Annotated in this window: 16 protein-coding genes and 4 tRNA genes; 18 read left to right on the plus strand and 2 right to left on the minus strand. The window is 48.1% G+C overall.

The features are described from left to right. Positions 1-74 precede the first annotated feature (74 nt). Both EPV75_RS01890 and EPV75_RS01895 read right to left on the minus strand, forming a co-directional pair. Positions 75-1382: an adenosylmethionine--8-amino-7-oxononanoate transaminase gene (locus EPV75_RS01890; RefSeq protein ID WP_128384292.1), complete on the minus strand. Its 1308-nt coding sequence runs from the start codon at positions 1380-1382 to the stop codon at positions 75-77. A 131-nt stretch (positions 1383-1513) separates the two neighbouring features. Continuing rightward, the gene (locus tag EPV75_RS01895) at positions 1514-2293 is read right to left on the minus strand and encodes a pseudouridine synthase (RefSeq protein ID WP_225972369.1); all 780 of its coding nucleotides are present in this window, start codon (positions 2291-2293) and stop codon (positions 1514-1516) included. 94 nt (positions 2294-2387) lie between these two features. Here EPV75_RS01895 and EPV75_RS01900 point away from each other — a divergent pair, with 94 nt between their 5' ends. From EPV75_RS01900 to fusA, 18 genes are all read left to right on the plus strand, one after another. Beyond that, complete coding sequence (locus EPV75_RS01900) at positions 2388-2900, plus strand: GlcG/HbpS family heme-binding protein (RefSeq protein ID WP_225972370.1); 513 nt, start codon at positions 2388-2390, stop codon at positions 2898-2900. Between the two features lie 51 nt (positions 2901-2951). Next, positions 2952-3368, plus strand: a complete 417-nt coding sequence (locus EPV75_RS01905; protein ID WP_192894016.1) for a DUF302 domain-containing protein — start codon at positions 2952-2954, stop codon at positions 3366-3368. Positions 3369-3595: 227 nt separating this feature from the next. After that, positions 3596-3680: transfer RNA gene (locus tag EPV75_RS01910), tRNA-Tyr, on the plus strand. A 23-nt stretch (positions 3681-3703) separates the two neighbouring features. Further along, positions 3704-3778, plus strand: a tRNA-Gly gene (locus tag EPV75_RS01915). Between the two features lie 64 nt (positions 3779-3842). After that, a tRNA-Thr gene (locus EPV75_RS01920) sits at positions 3843-3918 on the plus strand. Positions 3919-3983: 65 nt separating this feature from the next. Then, positions 3984-5174, plus strand: a complete 1191-nt coding sequence (tuf, locus tag EPV75_RS01925; protein ID WP_029939562.1) for an elongation factor Tu — start codon at positions 3984-3986, stop codon at positions 5172-5174. Positions 5175-5258: 84 nt separating this feature from the next. After that, positions 5259-5335: transfer RNA gene (locus EPV75_RS01930), tRNA-Trp, on the plus strand. 60 nt (positions 5336-5395) lie between these two features. Next, a complete protein-coding gene (secE, locus tag EPV75_RS01935; protein WP_029939563.1) occupies positions 5396-5779 on the plus strand; it encodes a preprotein translocase subunit SecE in 384 nt (127 codons plus the stop codon). Between the two features lies 1 nt (position 5780). Then, entirely contained in the window at positions 5781-6314 is a 534-nt protein-coding gene (gene nusG, locus EPV75_RS01940; RefSeq protein ID WP_029939564.1) for a transcription termination/antitermination protein NusG, read from the plus strand. Between the two features lie 74 nt (positions 6315-6388). Further along, positions 6389-6817, plus strand: coding sequence for a 50S ribosomal protein L11 (gene rplK / locus EPV75_RS01945; RefSeq protein WP_029939565.1), 429 nt, complete (start codon positions 6389-6391; stop codon positions 6815-6817). Between the two features lie 6 nt (positions 6818-6823). Continuing rightward, a complete protein-coding gene (gene rplA, locus EPV75_RS01950; protein ID WP_128384294.1) occupies positions 6824-7513 on the plus strand; it encodes a 50S ribosomal protein L1 in 690 nt (229 codons plus the stop codon). A gap of 155 nt (positions 7514-7668) precedes the next feature. Beyond that, on the plus strand, positions 7669-8166 hold the full coding sequence (gene rplJ, locus EPV75_RS01955) for a 50S ribosomal protein L10 (protein WP_029939567.1): 498 nt from the start codon (positions 7669-7671) through the stop codon (positions 8164-8166). 37 nt (positions 8167-8203) lie between these two features. Further along, on the plus strand, positions 8204-8575 hold the full coding sequence (gene rplL, locus EPV75_RS01960) for a 50S ribosomal protein L7/L12 (protein WP_029939568.1): 372 nt from the start codon (positions 8204-8206) through the stop codon (positions 8573-8575). A 185-nt stretch (positions 8576-8760) separates the two neighbouring features. Continuing rightward, entirely contained in the window at positions 8761-12819 is a 4059-nt protein-coding gene (gene rpoB, locus EPV75_RS01965; protein ID WP_128384295.1) for a DNA-directed RNA polymerase subunit beta, read from the plus strand. Further along, the gene (gene rpoC / locus EPV75_RS01970; RefSeq protein ID WP_128384296.1) at positions 12819-17033 is read left to right on the plus strand and encodes a DNA-directed RNA polymerase subunit beta'; all 4215 of its coding nucleotides are present in this window, start codon (positions 12819-12821) and stop codon (positions 17031-17033) included. The genes rpoB and rpoC overlap by 1 nt, the downstream gene beginning before the upstream one ends. A gap of 153 nt (positions 17034-17186) precedes the next feature. Next, positions 17187-17561, plus strand: a complete 375-nt coding sequence (rpsL, locus tag EPV75_RS01975) for a 30S ribosomal protein S12 (RefSeq protein ID WP_029939571.1) — start codon at positions 17187-17189, stop codon at positions 17559-17561. Positions 17562-17618: 57 nt separating this feature from the next. Beyond that, positions 17619-18092, plus strand: coding sequence for a 30S ribosomal protein S7 (gene rpsG, locus EPV75_RS01980; protein ID WP_128384297.1), 474 nt, complete (start codon positions 17619-17621; stop codon positions 18090-18092). Positions 18093-18152: 60 nt separating this feature from the next. Continuing rightward, the gene (gene fusA, locus EPV75_RS01985) at positions 18153-20255 is read left to right on the plus strand and encodes an elongation factor G (protein ID WP_128384298.1); all 2103 of its coding nucleotides are present in this window, start codon (positions 18153-18155) and stop codon (positions 20253-20255) included.

A 20255-nucleotide genomic window follows, 5' to 3' on the forward strand; every position in this document is an offset into this window, starting at 1 on the left:
AAGTTTTACCCGAACGTCATCGTTTTTGAACGCTTTTTAAACGGGTTCAGCCGCCGTTGAGTTTGAGTCAGCGTTTAGGCGTTTTGGATGGCGGATTGTACGGCGGTTTTGACCGCCTGAGTCAGCCCGTTTGTCAGTTGGTTCAGCTGCGCTTGCGGGATGTTATACGCCGGCATGGTATAAATCAGTTTGCCGAAAGGGCGTACCCAAATACCTTTTTCAATGCCGACGGCTTGGATGTGTGGGCCTAAGTCGCCGCGTTCCAGTTCAATGACGCCGATGGCGCCGAGCACACGGGTGTCGGCGATGCCGTCTTGCGTTTTCAGCGGTAACAAGGTGTCATTGAACTGGTCTTCAATGCGTTGAATGTTGTCTTGCCAAGGTGAATCCAGCAGGACATCGATGTTGGCGATGGCAGCGCGGCAGGCCAGCGGGTTGCCCATAAAGGTCGGACCGTGGGCGAGGATGCCCGGCTGGCCTTGGCTGATGGTGTCGCTGATGTCAGTGGTGGCGAGTGTGGCGGCGAGCGTGATGTGACCGCCGGTGAGGGTTTTGCCGAGCGCCATGATGTCCGGGCGGATGTCGGCCCATTCGCAGGCGAAAAGCTTACCGGTGCGGCCGAAGCCGGTGGCGATTTCGTCGGCAATCAACAGGACGTTGAATTCGTCGCACAAGCTGCGCAGTTGGCGCAGGAAGTCCGGGCGGTAAAAACGCATGCCGCCGGCGCCTTGCACAATCGGTTCGATGGTGACGGCGGCGATGTCGTCATGGTGCTGTTCCAGAAGCTGGCGAACGGCGGCAATGTCGCTGTCGTCGGAATTGATATCGAAGCCCATTTGCGGGGCGGGGGCGAAGAAATGTTGTGGCAACACTTGTGAAAACAAACTGTGCATGCCATTGACCGGGTCGCAGATGGCCATGGTGGCGAAGGTGTCGCCGTGGTAGCCGTGTTCGAAACTGAGCAGTTTGTTTTTATTCGGTTGCTCACGGCTGATCCAATATTGCATGGCCATTTTGATGGCGACTTCCATGGCGACGGAACCGGAATCGACCAGAAAGACTTTTTCCAACCCGTCCGGTGTCAGTTTGACCAGGCGTTTGGCGAGCTCGATGGCGGGTTCGTGGGTGAAGCCGCCGAACATGATGTGCGGCATGGTGTCGATTTGCTCGTGCATGGCTTGCTGGATTTTCGGGTGGTTGTAACCGTGCATGGCGGCCCACCAGGAGCTCATGCCGTCGACCAGTTCGGTGCCGTCCGCCAAGGTGATGATTGCCCCCTGGGTTTTGGCGACGCCGATGGCTGGAATGCCGGCGGGCATTTTGGCGTAAGGATGCCAGATGTGGTTTTGGTCGAAATCCAGGAGTGTTGGCCAGTCCGTCATAAGTGCCCCGTTCGGTTGTGGGTGAAAATTGCAATCGGTCAGACGGGCATTATACAAATCCCGCCGTTGGAAATCGAACTCTGCACGAATATCGAAATTGACCAGGCCTGGCAGCCTGCTAGCCCAAAACCTTAATCGTCCAGGCCTGGCGAGTTTTGCCAGTTCAAGGCGTTGAGCGCCGTTTGAAAAGAGGTTTCCGGTTCGGCCGTCAAATGCAGGTGTTCGCCGGTGACAGGGTGCGTGAAGATGAGGTCGGTGGCGGCGAGGTAGAGTCGGTGCTGTCCCAGCCAGTCGTGAAAGAAATGGTTGTGGTGTCGGTCGCCGTATTGCACGTCGCCGATGATTGGGTGGTTGATGTGGTTGAGGTGACGGCGAAGTTGATGCTTGCGGCCAGTCTGCGGCATGAGTTTCAACAGTGAGTAACGCTGGTGGTCGTAACGGCCCATCCGGTGTGTGACTTCCGCGATGGCGAGGCGCTGAAACCGGGTGACGGCTTCTTGAGGTGGTTTGTCCTGGCGAGCGTGCTTGTCGGCGATTTTATCGAGCTTATGTTTCAGGGCATGATCGATTTCGCCGCTTTCAGGTGTCCAGCCGCGGCAAATGGCTTGGTAATGTTTTGCAATCTGGTGGGCTTCAAATTGTTCGCCCATGCGTTGGGCGGTGTCGCGGTCCAGTGCAAACAGTAACAGACCGGAAGTGGCTTTATCCAAACGATGCAGGGTGTGAACCGGTTGGCCGATGGCATCTCGCGTCATTTGCAAGGCGAAACGGGTTTCGTGTTTATCGATGGGGGAGCGGTGTACCAATAGCCCGGCCGGTTTGTGGATGGCGACCAAATGGTCGTCCTGATAGATAATTTTGAATTGGTCGAGCTGACAGTCGGTATGCATAATAATAAGTGGCGGTGCCATCCGGTTTCGGTTTCACAGTGGTTGCATATTGTAAACAAAACCCTGTGCTGAAATAAGAGGCGATGTATTTGTGCACATAAATAAGGAGCAAAACATGATGGTATTCAAACGATTAGCTGATTTAGGTGGTTGGATTGCGTTGGGATTGTTTGCCGGGATGGCGCCGGTTCAAGCGGCGGATGTGGTGACGACCAAGAACATCGGTTTGGAATTGGCGAACCAGATTGCCATGGCGAGTGTGGAAGCATGCCGTAAAGACGGTTATCAGGTCAGCGCCGTGGTGGTCGATCGCAACGGCAATTTACGTTCCGCCATGCGCGATGATTTGGCGGCGCGATTTACATTGCAAATCGCTCAGGAAAAAGCGAATATGGTGGTGATGTCCGGGTTGAAATCCGGCGAGTTTCGAAAACTGCGAGCGGATATTCGTCCGGAGCTGAATCACATTGATGGTTTGATTGTCATGGAAGGTGGTGTGCCGATTACGGCGGCCGGTGCGCGAATCGGGGCGATTGGCGTCAGCGGTGCACCGGGCGGCGACAAAGATGAGGTCTGCGCCATGAAGGCACTGGAATCGGTTCAGGATCGGTTGGATTTCGCGGAGTAAAACACAGGAGTCATTATGCGGAAGCTGGCTTGTTTAATAGGAGGTTTGGTGATGGCGTTGTCCATGTCGGCGAAGGCCGAGTTGATTGAGGTGCAAAGCGAAAATGATTTTCAACAGACGGTGACGAAGCTGAAAAGCGCCATCGAAGTGGAAGGGATGACGATTTTCGCCACCGTCGATCATGCAGCGGGTGCGCAAAAGGTCGATTTGTTTCTGGCGCCGAATACGATGGTGATGTTTGGTAACCCGAAAGTCGGCACCAAGCTGATGCAATGCGATTCGCAAGTCGGTATTGAGTTGCCGTTGAAAATGCTAGTGACGCAGGACCTGAATCATAAGGTTTGGGTGACCTACGAAAACCCGGAGGCTTTGGCGAAGCGGTTTGACTTGTCGAAATGTCAGCCGACTTTAAGCAAGGTGGCGGATGTGTTGCAATCCTTGGCGTCGGTGGCCGGAAAATCGGAATAAATCTTTCGTAACAAGGACTTGAAATGGTGGGGCAGGTGTTTTTAAATGAAGCCTCGCTTTTATGCGGTTGGGTAAGGGGTGATTTGAATCCGAAATTGTCGCGGTTCATCGTTGAAAAACACAGTCAAAATCGGCAAAAAAAGGCCTTCCGGAGAAAATAGAAAAATTCCGGTTTTTTTCTTGACACCCAGTATTTTTCCTTTAAAATACGCCCATCAATTTGATTGGGAGGGTTTCCCGAGCGGCCAAAGGGGGCAGACTGTAAATCTGCTGGCTATGCCTTCAGTAGTTCGAATCTACTACCCTCCACCATTTTCAATTGAGTTTTACATTATGCGGGTATCGTATATTGGCTATTACCTCGGCCTTCCAAGCCGATGAGGGGGGTTCGATTCCCCCTACCCGCTCCAATTCAAGGCTCTCTTTGTTGGTCTGCATGAAGGTGGATTAATGGCGAGGGCCTTTTTAATATTTGCTCTCATAGCTCAGTAGGTAGAGCGCATCCATGGTAAGGATGAGGTCACCAGTTCGATCCTGGTTGAGAGCTCCATTTTTCATTTAATATAGGCGGGCGTGCCTTTAGAGGTTTGTCGCTGTTTTAACGGAGTTTGCATCATGGCAAAGGAAAAGTTTGAACGTAGTAAGCCGCACGTAAACGTTGGTACGATTGGTCACGTTGACCATGGTAAGACAACTCTTACAGCGGCTCTAACAATCGTACAAGGTAAGAAGTTTGGTGGGGAGTCAAAAGACTATTCCGCTATCGATAACGCACCGGAAGAAAGAGAGCGTGGTATCACGATCTCTACGGCTCACGTAGAGTACGAATCAGAAACGCGTCACTACGCGCACGTAGACTGCCCAGGGCACGCCGACTATGTTAAAAACATGATTACCGGTGCCGCTCAAATGGACGGCGCGATCCTGGTTTGTTCTGCCGCAGATGGCCCAATGCCACAAACACGTGAGCACATCCTTCTATCTCGTCAGGTAGGTGTACCGTACATCGTAGTATTCCTAAACAAAGCCGACATGGTTGACGACGAAGAACTTCTAGAGTTGGTTGAAATGGAAGTGCGTGAACTTCTAGACACCTACGATTTTCCAGGTGATGACACGCCAGTTATCATGGGGTCTGCCCTTAAAGCCATCGAAGGTGACCAATCTGAAATCGGTGAACCAGCGATCGGTCGTTTGGTTGAGGCGTTGGATACTTACATCCCAACACCAGAGCGTGACACTGACAAGCCATTCTTGATGCCAGTAGAAGACATCTTCTCCATCCAAGGTCGTGGTACGGTTGCCACCGGTCGTGTTGAAACAGGTGTTGTAAAAGTTGGTGAAGAAATCGAAATCGTCGGTATTCGCCCAACGACTACTACAACGGTTACTGGTGTTGAAATGTTCCGTAAGCTTCTGGATCAGGGTGAAGCCGGTGACAACGTAGGTATCCTATTGCGTGGTACTAAGCGTGAAGACATTGAGCGTGGTCAAGTATTGGCGCACAAAGGTACGGTTACACCGCATACCAAGTTCGAAGCCGAAGTTTATGTACTATCCAAAGACGAAGGTGGTCGTCACACACCATTCTTCCAAGGTTACCGTCCACAGTTCTACTTCCGTACAACGGACGTAACAGGTGCGTGTGAATTGCCAGCCGGAACTGAAATGGTTATGCCTGGTGATAACGTACAAATGACTGTAGAGTTGATTGCGCCAATCGCAATGAACGAAGGTCTGCGCTTCGCGATTCGTGAAGGTGGACGTACAGTTGGTGCAGGTGTTGTAGCTAAAATTATTGAATAATAATAGCGACTACTTGCTAAACAAAAAAGGGGGATGTATAATCCCCTTTTTTTTCGAAAGCCGAAATTAAATGTTTTCGGTTACAGGGGTATAGCTCCAATTGGTAGAGCACCGGATTCCAAATCCGGGTGTTGGGGGTTCGAATCCCTCTACCCCTGCCATATTTTATAGCGGCTTGTCGGTTGGACAGGTCGTTTTTATTTCAGAATATAGTTAATTATATGAGTCAAAAAGCAGAAAATCACTCAAGTGCCAAGGCGATGGAAACGATGAAGGTACTCGTTTCGCTTGCATTGCTTTTGTTGAGTTTAGCCGGTTATTACATTTATTCGGATGTCCATGCTGTAGTAAGAGTGCTTGGGTTGATTGGTGGTCTTGTTGTCGCCGGTTTGGTTTTTTATCAGTCTGAGAAAGGTAAGGCGTGGTTCAGTTATCTTTCTCATGCGCAGAAAGAAGTGAAGCAAGTAATTTGGCCAACGCGGCAGGAAACGGTTCAGATGACCCTGATTGTTTTTGTGGTGGTGATTCTGATGAGTATTTTCTTGTGGTTGGTGGATATGTTCTTTTTGTGGGCTGTTCAAATCTTAACAGGACAAGGTGGTTAGTATGGCTCAGAGATGGTATGTCGTTCATGCGTATTCAGGGTATGAAAACAAAGTTAAGAAGAGCTTAGCGGAATACGTTGAACGTGCGGGCTTGGAAGATAGCTTTGGGCAGATTCTCGTGCCTTCGGAAGAAGTGGTTGAAATTCGAGAAGGCAAGAAACGTACGTCTGAGCGCAAGTTCTTCCCGGGCTATGTTCTGGTTCAAATGGAAATGAATGAGGAAACCTGGCATTTGGTTAAGAGTGTTCCTCAGGTGATGGGCTTTATTGGTGGAACCTCGGACCGTCCGGCACCAATCACACAAAAAGAAGTCGACCGTATTCTTCAGAAAGTGGAAGACGGTGTGGATAAGCCGAAGCCAAAAGTGATTTACGAACCTGGCGAAATGGTTCGTGTTATCGACGGTCCTTTCAATGACTTTGAAGCGGTTGTTGAAGAAGTGGATTACGATAAAAACAAGCTACAGGTGTCTGTGCTTATTTTCGGGCGTTCCACGCCGGTTGAGCTTGAGTTTACTCAGGTCGAAAAGAATTAATGTCCGGCGCTGGAAGGCGCTGGAGTTTTTAACCCTGGGAAGTCGAAAGACGTTATACCCACAAGGAGAAGAAAATGGCTAAGAAGATTGAAGCCTATATCAAGTTGCAGGTCCCTGCCGGGAATGCAAACCCAAGTCCGCCGGTTGGTCCTGCTCTGGGTCAGCATGGTGTGAACATCATGGAGTTCTGTAAAGCGTTTAACGCACAGACTCAATCCCTTGAGAAAAACTTGCCGGTTCCGGTTGTTATCACTGTGTATAACGATCGTAGCTTTACGTTCATTACCAAAACGCCTCCTGCGTCTATTCTGTTGAAGAAAGCCGCTGGTGTCGCTAAGGGTTCCGGTGTGCCTAACATGGATAAGGTTGGGACGGTAACGCGCGCGCAGTTGGAAGAAATTGCGAACGCTAAAATGGCCGATTTGAATGCGAACGATTTGGATGCTGCAGTGAAAATCATTGCCGGTTCCGCTCGTAGCATGGGCTTGAATGTAGAGGGGTAATCGAACATGGCAAAGTTGACAAAAAAACAAAAGCTTTACGCTGAAAAAGTTGATGCCCTAAAAGCTTATGATGCTTTGGAAGGTTTCTCATTGGTATCCGAGTTGGCGACGTCTAAGTTTGTTGAGTCGGTAGATGTTTCCATTAAGTTGGGTATCGATCCGCGTAAATCCGATCAGGTTGTGCGTGGTGCGACAGTAATGCCAAACGGAACGGGTAAAGATGTGCGTGTCGCAGTCTTTACGGGTGAAGGAAATGCCGAAGCGGCGAAAGGAGCCGGTGCGGATTTCGTTGGTATGGATGAATTGGCGGCTGAAATCAAAGGCGGTATGATGGATTTCGACGTGGTTATCGCGTCCCCTGATGCGATGCGCGTCGTTGGTATGTTGGGTCAGGTTTTGGGGCCAAGAGGCTTGATGCCAAACCCGAAAACCGGAACCGTTACGCCTGATGTTGTGAGTGCAATCAAAAACGCTAAGTCCGGTCAGGTTCGTTTCCGTGCCGACAAAGCCGGTATTGTTCATGCATCCATCGGTAAAGTGGATTTTGCGCCTGAAAAATTGAAAGAAAATTTGAATGCGTTGATTGAAGATCTAAACAAGGCTAAGCCAGCCGCTGCGAAAGGGACTTACATGAAAAAAGTCAGTGTTTCCAGCACAATGGGACCAGGCCTGGTTATTGATCAGTCAACACTGTAAGAATTTCTGCGTAATGCAGAAGTGCGAATTGGGACTCCTTAAGTTAAGCGAGTGCCCATCGCAGACCGTAGGCGAATGTGAAGCACATTCTTAATAGATTTAAGCCTACGTAGATGGAGGAGTTTGGTTTCTGACCAAACTGTTTTGGAGGTTATATGGCACTCAAAATCGAAGATAAAAAAGCCGTTGTTGAAGAAGTTTCCGCGATTGCTGCGGAAGCGGGTTCACTGGTTGCGGCTGAATATCGCGGATTGACTGTTGAGCAATTAACCGAACTTCGTTCTAAAGCGCGCGAAGCCAATGTATCGATCCGAGTTGTGAAAAATACATTGATTCGCCGTGCTGTTGCCGGTACGAAATTTGAAGACATGGCCGAAACCTTTTCCGGCCCGTTGATTTTTGCCTTCTCTGGTGAAGAGCTAGGGAATGCAGCGCGTGTTTTCAAAGATTTTGCTAAGACGAATGAAGCTTTGGTTGTTAAGTCACTATCTATTGGTGATGGTGTTCTGGATGCCAGTCAGTTGTCTGCTATCGCAGCGCTACCGACTTACGACGAAGCCTTGAGCAAATTGTTGTATGTCATGAAAGAGCCTGTGGCTAAATTGGCTCGCGGTCTTGTTGCTGTTAAAGAGCAAAAAGAAGAAGCGGCCTAATCGCTTGATTCGAAATTATTAATTTAAGGAAATAAAAATGGCTATTACAAAAGAAGATATTTTAGAAGCTGTTGCTAACATGTCAGTAATGGAAGTTGTTGAACTTGTTGAAGCAATGGAAGAAAAATTCGGTGTATCTGCAGCAGCGGTTGCAGTTGCTGGTCCAGCAGGTGAAGCTGGTGGTGCGGCAGAAGAGAAAACAGAATTTGATGTTGTTCTTACTGGCGCTGGCGACAACAAAGTTGCAGCAATCAAAGCCGTTCGTGGCGCAACAGGTCTTGGTCTTAAAGAAGCCAAAGAAGCTGTTGAGAACGCTCCGTTCACGCTTAAAGAAGGTGTTTCTAAAGAAGAAGCTGAAACACTGGCTAACGAGCTTAAAGAAGCTGGAATTGAAGTCGAAGTTAAGTAAGACTTTCAATTCCGCTCTTGTAGCATGAAAAATGGCTGGCGCATTGCGTCGGCCTTTTGTTGTTTATAGTAGTGTGTAAAAGTGTAATCAATAGAATGGCTGTTTCAGTCGGCTGTTATTACAGTTTTGTGCATTTTTTGGGAAGAATTCTCTTCCTTTAATTTAGTCGAATGTTGGGGTAATTGATGGCCTATTCTTTAACTGAAAAGAAACGTATTCGTAAAGATTTTGCGACACGACCTTCTATTCTAGAAGTTCCATATCTTCTTTCTTTGCAAAAAGAGTCTTTCAAAGAGTTTTTGCAGATTGATAAGAAGCCACTTGAAAGAGATCCGGTAGGTTTGCATGCTGCCTTTTCTTCTGTCTTTCCGATTAATGGTGTTGCCGGAACGGCGGACTTGGAATACGTCAGTTATACCATGGGTCAGCCTGAGTTTGATGTAAAAGAATGTAAGCAGCGCGGTGTGACTTATTCCTCGCCACTACGCGTTAAGATGCGTTTGGTGCTGTTTGATAAGGATGCACCGGCCGGTAAGCGCCCTGTAAAAGACGTTAAAGAACAAGAAGTGTATCTGGGTGACGTTCCGTTGATGACGGAAAACGGGACTTTTGTTATTAACGGTACCGAGCGTGTTATCGTGACACAATTGCACCGTTCGCCTGGCGTAATTTTCGACAGTGACCGTGGTAAGTCTCACTCCTCCGGTAAAGTCTTGTTCAATGCGCGCATCATTCCGTATCGTGGTTCCTGGTTGGATTTTGAATTCGATCACAACGATTGTGTGTTCGTTCGTATCGACCGTCGTCGTAAATTGCCGGTTTCGGTTATTTTCCGCGCAATGGGCTTCTCGACCGAAGAAGTGTTGGATACCTTCTTTGATCATTCTGAGATTTCTTATAAGTCCGGCAAGTATGTGATGAAGTTTGAACCGGAGCAGTTGAAAGGCCAAACGGCCGCATTCGACATTACTGACGGTAAAGAAGTGTATGTGAAGGCCGGTAAGAAAATCACGGCCCGTACCATCAAGCAGCTGCAGGAAGCGAAAGTTAAAACCATTGTAGTGCCGGACGAGTTCTTGGTCGGTAAGGTATTGTCCGCCGGTATTATGAACCAAGAAACCGGTGAATTGGTTGCGCGTGCGAATGAAGTCATGACGGCAGACCTGGTCGAAAACATCAAAGCGATTAAAGGCTTGTCCTTCAAGGTTCTGTTCATCGATGACTTGGAAAACGGTGCCTATATTTCCGATACGCTGAACTTGGATACAACCACCTCACAGTTGGAAGCGCAGATTGAAATCTATCGTATGATGCGTCCAGGTGAACCGCCTACGAAAGAATCTTCTGAAGCCTTGTTTAACAGCCTGTTCTTCGATGATTCACGTTATGACTTGTCTTCAGTCGGGCGTATGAAGTTGAACCGTCGTTTGGGTCGTAAAGACAACGACGGTAGCCTGGTGCTTGAGAATCAAGACATTGTCGATGTGGTTAAAGAGTTGTTGAACATCCGTAATGGTTTGAGCACCATCGATGATATCGATACGTTGGGTAACCGTCGTATTCGTGCCGTTGGTGAAATGGCTGAAAACGCTTTCCGTGTTGGTTTGGTGCGTGTGGAGCGTGCCGTTAAAGAACGTTTGAACCAAGCGGAAACCGATGGTTTGTTGCCTCAAGATCTTATTAATGCCAAGCCTGTTTCGGCGGCCATTAAAGAGTTTTTCGGTTCCAGCCAGTTGTCTCAGTTTATGGATCAGGTGAACCCATTGTCCGAAGTCACGCATAAGCGTCGTGTTTCGGCATTGGGGCCTGGTGGTCTGACGCGTGAACGTGCCGGCTTTGAGGTTCGTGACGTTCACCCTACTCACTATGGTCGTGTGTGTCCAATTGAAACGCCTGAAGGGCCAAACATCGGTTTGATCAACACCTTGGCGATTTACGCGAAAACCAACAAGTATGGTTTCTTGGAAACGCCATATCGCAAAGTGGTTGACGGTCAAGTCACCGATGAAGTGGAATACGTTTCAGCCATCGACGAAGCGCAATTTGTCATCGCGCAGGCCAGTGCCGCAACCGATGATAAAAACAACTTGATGGATGAGTTGGTTACGGCGAGACATAAGAACGAAACCATTTTGGCGTCATCAAAAGACGTGGATTACATGGACGTTTCGCCGAAGCAAATCGTTTCGGTCGCGGCTTCACTGATTCCATTCCTAGAGCACGATGATGCGAACCGTGCTTTGATGGGCTCGAACATGCAACGTCAGGCCGTGCCGACTTTGCGTGCGGATAAGCCATTAGTTGGAACCGGGATTGAAAAAACCGTTGCGATTGACTCCGGTGTGACTGTGATTGCAAACCGTGGCGGTGAAGTGGTTTCTGCCGATGCGGCGCGTATTGTGGTGCGTGCGAATCAGGACGAAATTGCCGTGGGTGAAACCGGTGTGGATATCTATAATCTGATTAAATATCAGCGCTCCAACCAAAATACCTGTATCAATCAGAAGCCGATTGTGAAAGCGGGTGATACGGTTTCACGCGGTGATGTATTGGCGGATGGTCCTTCCACCGATTTGGGTGAGTTGGCGATTGGTCAAAACATGCGTATCGCATTCATGCCTTGGAACGGGTATAACTTCGAGGATTCCATTCTGGTTTCCGAACGAGTGGTTCAGGAAGATCGTTATACGTCCATTCACATCGAAGAGTTGACCTGTTTAGCGCGTGACACCAAGCTTGGGCCGGAAGAAGTGACGTCGGATATTCCGAATGTTGGTGAAGCCGCACTGTCTCGTCTGGATGAGTCCGGTATCGTGTATGTCGGTGCTGAAGTCAAACAAGGCGATATCCTGGTCGGTAAAGTGACGCCGAAAGGCGAGACGCAGTTGACGCCGGAAGAAAAGCTTCTGCGTGCGATTTTCGGTGAAAAAGCCTCTGATGTTAAAGATACCTCTTTGCGTGTTGGTAAAGGCGTTGAAGGGACGGTTATCGACGTTCAAGTCTTCACACGTGAAGGTGTCAAGAAAGATGCCCGTGCAATGGCGATCCAAGAGGACGAGTTGCAACATGTTCGTAAAGACATCGATGAGCAATATAAGATTCTTGAAGTCGACACTTTGAGCCGTATCGAGCAAATGTTGGTCGGTCAAAAGCTGGTTGACGGTAAAACGGTAACTGCTGAAATGTTGGCGGACTTGCCAAGCCAGAAATGGTTCGGTCTGAACTTGAAAGATGAAGAATTGGTCAACCATTTGGAAGCACTTGAAAAGCAACTGGTGCTGAAAAAAGAAGAATTGAACAATGCATTCGAAGAGAAAAAGAAAAAACTGACGCAAGGCGATGATTTGCAGCCGGGTGTTTCCAAAATGGTGAAAGTGTACGTTGCGGTTAAGCGTCGTATTCAGCCAGGGGATAAAATGGCCGGTCGTCACGGGAACAAGGGTGTTATCTCCCGAATCTGTCCTGTGGAAGATATGCCTTACGATGAAACCGGTCGTCCGGTGGACATCTGCTTGAACCCTCTGGGGGTTCCGTCACGTATGAACGTGGGTCAGATTCTGGAAACTCACCTCGGTTTGGCTGCGGCAGGCCTGGGCGAAAAGATCAATGCCATGTTGGAGCAGCAAGCCGACATTAAGGAATTGAAAGGTTTCTTGCATAAGGTCTATAACGAAACACAAGGTCAAAGCGTGGACTTTGATAGTTTGAGCGATGCTGAAATTATTGAGTTGGCCGGTAACCTGCGTAAAGGTGTGCCAATGGCTTCGCCAGTCTTCGATGGTGCTTCGGAAGATCAAATTAAAGCATTGTTGCGCTTGGCCGATCTGCCGGAGTCCGGTCAGATGACGTTGTTTGACGGAATTTCCGGACAGAAGTTCGATCGCCCGGTTACGGTTGGTTACATGTATTACTTGAAACTGAACCACTTGGTCGACGATAAGATGCATGCGCGTTCAACCGGGCCTTATAGCCTGGTAACTCAGCAACCATTGGGTGGTAAAGCGCAGTTCGGTGGGCAGCGTTTCGGTGAAATGGAAGTATGGGCACTGGAAGCCTACGGTGCCGCCTTTACCTTGCAAGAAATGTTGACGGTGAAATCGGATGACTTGAACGGCCGTACCAAAATGTATAAGAACATTGTCGATGGTAACGAGTATATGGAACCTGGTATTCCAGAGTCGTTTAGCGTATTGCGCAAAGAAATTCGCGCTTTGGGTATTGATATTGAGTTGGAGCAAGAATAATGAAAGATTTGTTAGGATTCCTGAAAAAACAAAATGTATCGAACGAGTTCGATACGATTAAAGTTACACTTGCTTCACCGGAAAAGATTCGTTCTTGGTCTTATGGCGAAGTCAAAAAGCCGGAAACCATCAACTACCGTACATTCAAGCCGGAAAGAGACGGGCTTTTCTGTGCCAAGATTTTTGGCCCGATTCGTGATTACGAATGCTTGTGCGGTAAATATAAGCGTTTGAAGCATCGCGGTGTTATTTGTGAGAAGTGTGGTGTTGAAGTCACGCAATCCAAAGTGCGTCGTGAGCGTATGGGGCACATCGATTTGGCGACTTCCGTTGCTCATATCTGGTTCTTGAAGTCATTGCCATCCCGCATCGGTTTGATGTTGGACATGACATTGAAAGAAATTGAAGCGGTGTTGTATTTTGAAGCATTCATGGTTGTGGATCCTGGTTTGACGCCATTGGAACCATGGCAGCTTTTGAGCGAAGAAGAATACCTGGACGCTATGGATGAGTATGGCGATGAGTTTGAAGCGCAAATGGGTGCGGAAGCCATTAAGAAAATGCTTCAGTCCATCGATTTGGATGCCGAGGCGACTCGCCTGCGTGAAGAAATGGATGCTACCAGCTCTGAAACCAAACAGAAAAAGATTTCGAAGCGTTTGAAGTTGATCGATTCCTTCATTCAATCCGGCAATAAGCCTGAGTGGATGATTCTGGACGTGCTGCCTGTATTGCCGCCAGAGTTGAGACCGTTGGTACCTTTGGACGGTGGTCGTTTCGCGACTTCCGACTTGAATGACTTGTACCGTCGTGTGATTAACCGTAATAACCGTTTGAAGCGTCTGTTGGATTTGATGGCGCCGGACATTATCGTTCGTAACGAAAAACGTATGCTTCAAGAATCGGTTGATTCTATGTTGGATAACGGTCGTCGCGGTCGTGCGGTAACCGGTACGAATAAGCGCCAGTTGAAGTCTTTGGCCGACATGATCAAAGGGAAACAAGGGCGTTTCCGTCAAAACCTGCTTGGTAAGCGTGTTGACTATTCCGGTCGTTCGGTCATCGTTGTTGGGCCGTCTTTGCGTCTGCATCAGTGTGGTCTACCGAAGAAAATGGCGTTGGAACTGTTCAAGCCATTTATTTTCAGTAAATTGCAAAAACGTGGTCTGGCAACGACTATCAAAGCGGCTAAGAAAATGGTGGAACAAGGTTTGCCGGAAGTTTGGGATGTTCTGGACGAAGTCATTCGCGAACACCCGGTTCTGCTGAACCGTGCTCCAACGCTGCATAGATTGGGGATTCAGGCTTTCGAACCGGTTTTGATTGAAGGTAAAGCGATTAACTTGCACCCATTGGTGTGTTCCGCCTTTAACGCCGACTTCGATGGTGACCAAATGGCCGTGCACGTACCATTGTCTTTGGAAGCTCAGTTGGAAGCGCGTACATTGATGATGTCAACGAATAACTTGCTGTCACCTGCCAACGGTGACCCGATTATTGTGCCATCACAGGACGTTGTATTGGGCTTGTATTACATTACCCGTGAAAGCGTGAATGCGATTGGCGAAGGGAAAGCTTTCTCCAACTGGATGGAAGTTCAAAGAGCGCTTGAAGCGGATGCCGTTCACGTGCATACCAAAATCAAACTGAAGGTGGAAGAAACTGTCATTGATGATGCCGGTGTCGAGTCAGTGAAAAAAGGCTTGATTGACACTACGGCGGGCCGTGCGTTGCTGCTCAGCATTCTACCGAAGGGATTAAGTTTTGACTTGTTGAACTTAAACCTGACGAAAAAGAATATCTCGAAAGCACTGAATACTTGCTACCGTTTGTTGGGACCGAAGGAAACCGTTATCTTCGCTGACCAATTGATGTATGCCGGTTTCAAATGGTCAACTTTGGCGGGTCTGTCGTTCTGTTCGGATGATATGTTGATTCCGGATGATAAGGCTTCGATTATCGAACGCGCTGACGATCAGGTCGCGGAAATTCAAAAGCAGTTCGCACAAGGTTTGGTCACCGAAGGTGAACGTTACAACAAGGTTGTTGATATTTGGTCGCATACGAATGAGTTGGTCACCAAGTCGATGATGGATGAGTTGCAGTTCGAAACGGTAAAAGATGCGGAAGGTAAGGATGTTCAGCAAACTTCCTTTAACTCCGTCTATATGATGGCGGACTCCGGGGCGCGTGGTTCCGTTGCTCAGATGCGTCAGTTGGGAGGTATGCGTGGCTTGATGGCGAAGCCGGATGGTTCGATCATCGAAACACCGATTACGGCCAACTTCCGCGAAGGCCTGAACGTTCTGCAATACTTTATTTCGACACACGGTGCACGTAAAGGTTTGGCCGATACCGCTCTGAAAACCGCGAACTCGGGTTATTTGACACGACGCTTGGTGGATGTTGCCCAGGATGTGGTAGTGACCGAAGCGGACTGTGGAACCGAGGCGGGTATCATCATGACGCCGCATGTTGAAGGTGGTGAAGTCGTTGAGGAATTGAAAGAACGTATTCTTGGGCGCGTGGTCGCCGAAGACGTGGTTGGCATGGACGGCAATGTGATTGTCGAGAATGGTACTTTGTTGGATGAACGCCTAGTCAAGTTGATTGACGAGTCAGGTGTGGATTCTGTAAAAGTCCGTTCCCCAATTACCTGTGAAACCAAATTTGGTATTTGTCAAAAATGTTATGGACGTGATTTGGCCAGAGGGCATATGGTGAACCTGGGTGAAGCGGTTGGTGTTATGGCTGCACAGTCCATCGGTGAACCGGGCACTCAGTTGACCATGCGTACTTTCCATATCGGTGGTACCGCATCGGCGTCTACGGCTCAGAGCCAGGTTGAGGTCAAGCACGAAGGTAAGGTGAAGTTTGATAACCTGAAAACCGTGCAAAACTCAGAGAAACAAGTGGTGGTCACGTCACGTTCCGGCGAAATCTCCATTTTGGATTCCATGGGGCGTGAAAAAGAGCGCTATAAAATTCCATATGGTTCTGTACTGAACGTGGAAGATGGTGCAGATGCGTCTTCTGGAAAAGTATTGGCGACTTGGGATGCGCATACGCATCCGGTCATCACGGAAGCAGAAGGTGTGATTCAATTTGGGAACTTTGAAGGCGCCGTTGAAGAGCATACCGACGAGTTGACCGGTTTGACCACGCACGTTGTTAAGAGTGCTAAGGAAAGATCTTCAGCCAGCAAAGAAGTCAGACCGTATATTCAGTTGGTTGATGATGCCGGTGAGGTTGTGCCTTTCCCGGGAACGCAAACCCCAGCTATCTATTATTTGCCAGAAAACTCGATTGTGGTAGTGAATCAAGCGGATAAAGTGGGTGCCGGTGATATTTTGGCCAGAATTCCACAGGAATCCTCCAAGACAAAAGACATCACGGGTGGTCTGCCTCGCGTTGCCGATTTGTTCGAAGCGCGTGTGCCGAAAGAGCCAGCCATTATGGCGGAGGTTTCCGGTGTAGTTGGTTTCGGTAAGGAAACTAAAGGTAAGCAACGCTTGGTCATTACGCAAGACAGTGGCGAGCAGCATGAAACGTTGATTCCGAAATGGCGTTCAGTCGATGTATTTGAAGGTGAGCGTGTTGAAAAAGGTGATGTCATTGTTGACGGTAATCCAAATCCTCACGACATTCTTCGATTACTTGGTGTTGAACAGTTGACGAAGTATATCGTTGATGAAGTGCAGGACGTTTATCGTCTGCAAGGTGTTCGCATCAATGACAAGCATATCGAAACGGTTGTTCGTCAAATGCTGCGCAAAGTTGAGATCAGAACATCGGGTGATACCGGTTTGATCAAAGGTGAGCAGGCTGAGTTTGCAAGAGTGCTCGAGTTGAATGAATCGGCGATGACTGAAGGAAATGTAGAAGCCAGTTTCCAACGTGTATTGTTGGGTATTACGAAGGCTTCTTTGGCGACGGAATCTTTTATTTCGGCCGCTTCTTTCCAAGAGACGACGCGCGTTCTGACCGAGGCCGCTGTCAGCGGTAAGGAAGATAAGCTGGTCGGCTTGAAAGAAAACGTTATTGTTGGTCGATTGATCCCTGCGGGTACGGGCTTTGCCTATCACCAGGCTCGAAGAGCGGCTAATGAAAAAACGCAACAAGAGTTGACGGCTTTCATGGATGCCCAGGATGATGAAGCGGTGCAACCAGAGATGGTTGACGAAGAATCGTCTGTAACAGAAGTGTCGGAATAAGTTTGAAATTCATTGAATAAATTCATGAACTTATACTTGACAATGTAACGTGGGGTCTCTAAAATCCCACAACCTTATTCGTGGCGTTTTTATGCTGCGATAATTTTTGATAATTTAAGATGTTTTAAAAGTCTTAATATGGAGTGAGAAGTAATGGCTACTATTAACCAGTTGGTGCGTAAGCCGCGTAAGGATAAAGCGAAAAAATCAAACGTCCCTGCGTTGGAGGCCTGTCCTCAGCGTCGTGGTGTCTGTACGCGTGTTTATACAACAACCCCTAAAAAGCCTAACTCTGCCCTACGTAAAGTTGCACGTGTGCGCTTGACTAACGGATATGAAGTTTCTAGTTATATCGGTGGTGAAGGTCACAATCTGCAAGAACACTCCGTGATTCTAATTCGCGGTGGTCGTGTAAAAGACTTACCTGGTGTGCGTTATCATACCGTTCGTGGTTCCCTGGACTGCGCGGGCGTTGATGGTCGTAAACAAGGTCGTTCTAAGTACGGTGCGAAGCGTCCTAAGGGGTAAGCCCTTAAACATACGTTTTGCAATTGTTTAGTGTAAATTTATACCGGAAGAGTAAGAATGGCAAGAAGAAGAGAAATACCTAAAAGACAAGTATTACCAGATCCAAAGTTTGGTGATACCACTTTGACCAAGTTTGTAAACATGATTATGGTGAGCGGTAAAAAAGCCGTTGCTGAAAAGATTGTTTATGACGCACTGGATGTTGTGGTCGATCGAAAAAAAGGCGGAGAGCATGCCGGGCTTTTAAGAGAAGCATTGGAGAATGTTGGGCCAATGGTTGAAGTAAAGTCACGCCGAGTAGGTGGTGCTACCTACCAAGTTCCAGTTGAAGTAAGACCGGAACGTAAGACGGCTTTGGCAATGAGATGGATTGTTGAAGCGGCCAGAAAGCGCAGTGAGAAAGGCATGATGTTGCGCCTGGCGGGTGAGTTATCGGACGCTTTGGAAAATCGCGGCTCAGCGATTAAGAAGAAAGAGGATACCCATCGAATGGCGGAAGCAAACAAAGCTTTCTCGCATTTCCGCTGGTAATCTAAATTGGGCCCGTAAGTGGGCCTTTATTATTTATATTCAAACAAAAGGTTTATTAAAGTGGCACGTAAAACCCCCTTAGACAGATACCGTAACATTGGTATCATGGCGCATATTGATGCTGGTAAAACAACAACGACAGAACGTATTTTGTTTTACACAGGTGTTTCTCATAAGATTGGTGAAGTCCATGACGGTGGTGCGGCCATGGACTGGATGGAACAAGAGCAGGAAAGAGGGATTACAATCACTTCCGCTGCCACGACCACTTTCTGGAGTGGTATGGCTCAACAGTACCCTGAACACCGTGTTAATATTATCGATACTCCGGGGCACGTTGACTTCACAATCGAAGTCGAACGTTCCTTGCGTGTATTGGATGGTGCGGTAACCTGTTTCTGTTCAGTTGGTGGGGTTGAACCTCAGTCTGAAACAGTTTGGCGTCAAGCGGATAAGTATGGCGTGCCACGTATGGGCTTTGTCAATAAAATGGACCGTTCCGGAGCAAACTTTTTCAACGTTGTTGAGCAAGTTAAGACTCGCTTGGGAGCAATGCCGGTTCCGATGCAATTGCCTATCGGTGCAGAAGACGAGTTTAAGGGCGTTATTGATCTGGTCAAAATGAAAGCGATTTACTGGAAAGAAGAAAACATGGGGATGGAATTTACCTATGAAGACATTCCAGCAGAGTTGCAGGATCAAGCAGAAGAATACCGTGAAGCCATGATTGAAGCTGCGGCAGAGTCTTCTGAAGAATTGATGGATAAATACCTGGAAGAAGGTGAGCTGTCTGAAGAAGAAATTAAGGCCGGTATTCGTCAGCGTTGTATTGATGTCGAAATCGTTCCAATGTTCTGTGGGACGGCCTTTAAAAACAAAGGGGTTCAAGCCCTTTTGGATGCGGTTATCGATTATATGCCTGCACCATCTGATGTGCCTGCGATTGAAGGTGAGTTGGAAAATGGCGAAAAAGCGACTCGTAAGTCTTCCGATGATGAGCCGTTCGCAGCTCTTGCCTTTAAAATTATGACAGACCCTTATGTAGGGACTTTGACGTTCTTCCGTGTTTATTCTGGTGTTTTGGCAGCTGGTAGTCCGGTTTTCAACACTGTTAAGACCAAGCGCGAACGTGTGGGTCGTATCTTGCAAATGCATGCGAACTCTCGTGAAGAAATCAAAGAAGTGCGTGCTGGCGATATCGCTTGTGCCGTTGGTTTGAAAGATACAACGACTGGTGACACTTTGTGTGATCCGGATAATAAGATTATCCTTGAGCGTATGGAGTTTCCAGAGCCTGTTATTTCGATCGCTGTTGAGCCGAAAACCAAAGCAGACCAAGAGAAAATGGGTATTGCTTTGCAGAAGTTGGCGGCAGAAGATCCATCTTTCCGCGTGCATACAGACGAGGAAACTGGTCAGACAATTATGGCTGGTATGGGTGAGTTGCACTTGGATATCCTGGTCGATCGTATGAAACGAGAGTTTAATGTAGAAGCGAATGTTGGTGCGCCGCAGGTTTCTTATCGTGAGACGATTAAATCATCGGTTGAAGCTGAAGGTAAATTTGTGCGTCAGTCTGGTGGTCGTGGTCAATACGGTCATGTCGTATTGAGAATCGAGCCTCAGGAAGCCGGCGAAGGTTTCGAATTCGTCAACGAAATCGTTGGTGGTGTGGTTCCAAGAGAATACATTCCTGCGGTTGAAAAAGGTTGTCAGGAACAGCTTGAGAACGGTGTTATTGCAGGTTACCCAATGGTTGATGTTAAGGTTAGCCTGTTTGACGGTTCTTACCATGATGTTGACTCGAATGAAACTGCCTTCCGTGTTGCGGCCAGTATGGGGATTAAAAACGGGGTGGTTAAAGCCAATCCTGTGATTCTTGAGCCAATGATGGCGGTTGAAGTGACCACTCCTGAAGAGTATATGGGCGATGTTATGGGTGATTTGAACCGCCGCCGTGGCTTGGTTCAAAGCATGGAAGATATTCCAACTGGTAAAAAGTTGAAGGCGGAAGTGCCTTTGGCGGAAATGTTTGGTTATGCGACTCAGTTGCGTTCTTTGACGCAAGGGCGTGCTTCTTATAGCATGGTGTTTGATAAGTACTCTGATGCGCCTGCCAATATTCAGGAAGAGATCATTGCTAAGGCCAAAAAAGGCGAATAA

The organism is Hydrogenovibrio thermophilus, assembly GCF_004028275.1.
Lineage (GTDB): Bacteria > Pseudomonadota > Gammaproteobacteria > Thiomicrospirales > Thiomicrospiraceae > Hydrogenovibrio > Hydrogenovibrio thermophilus.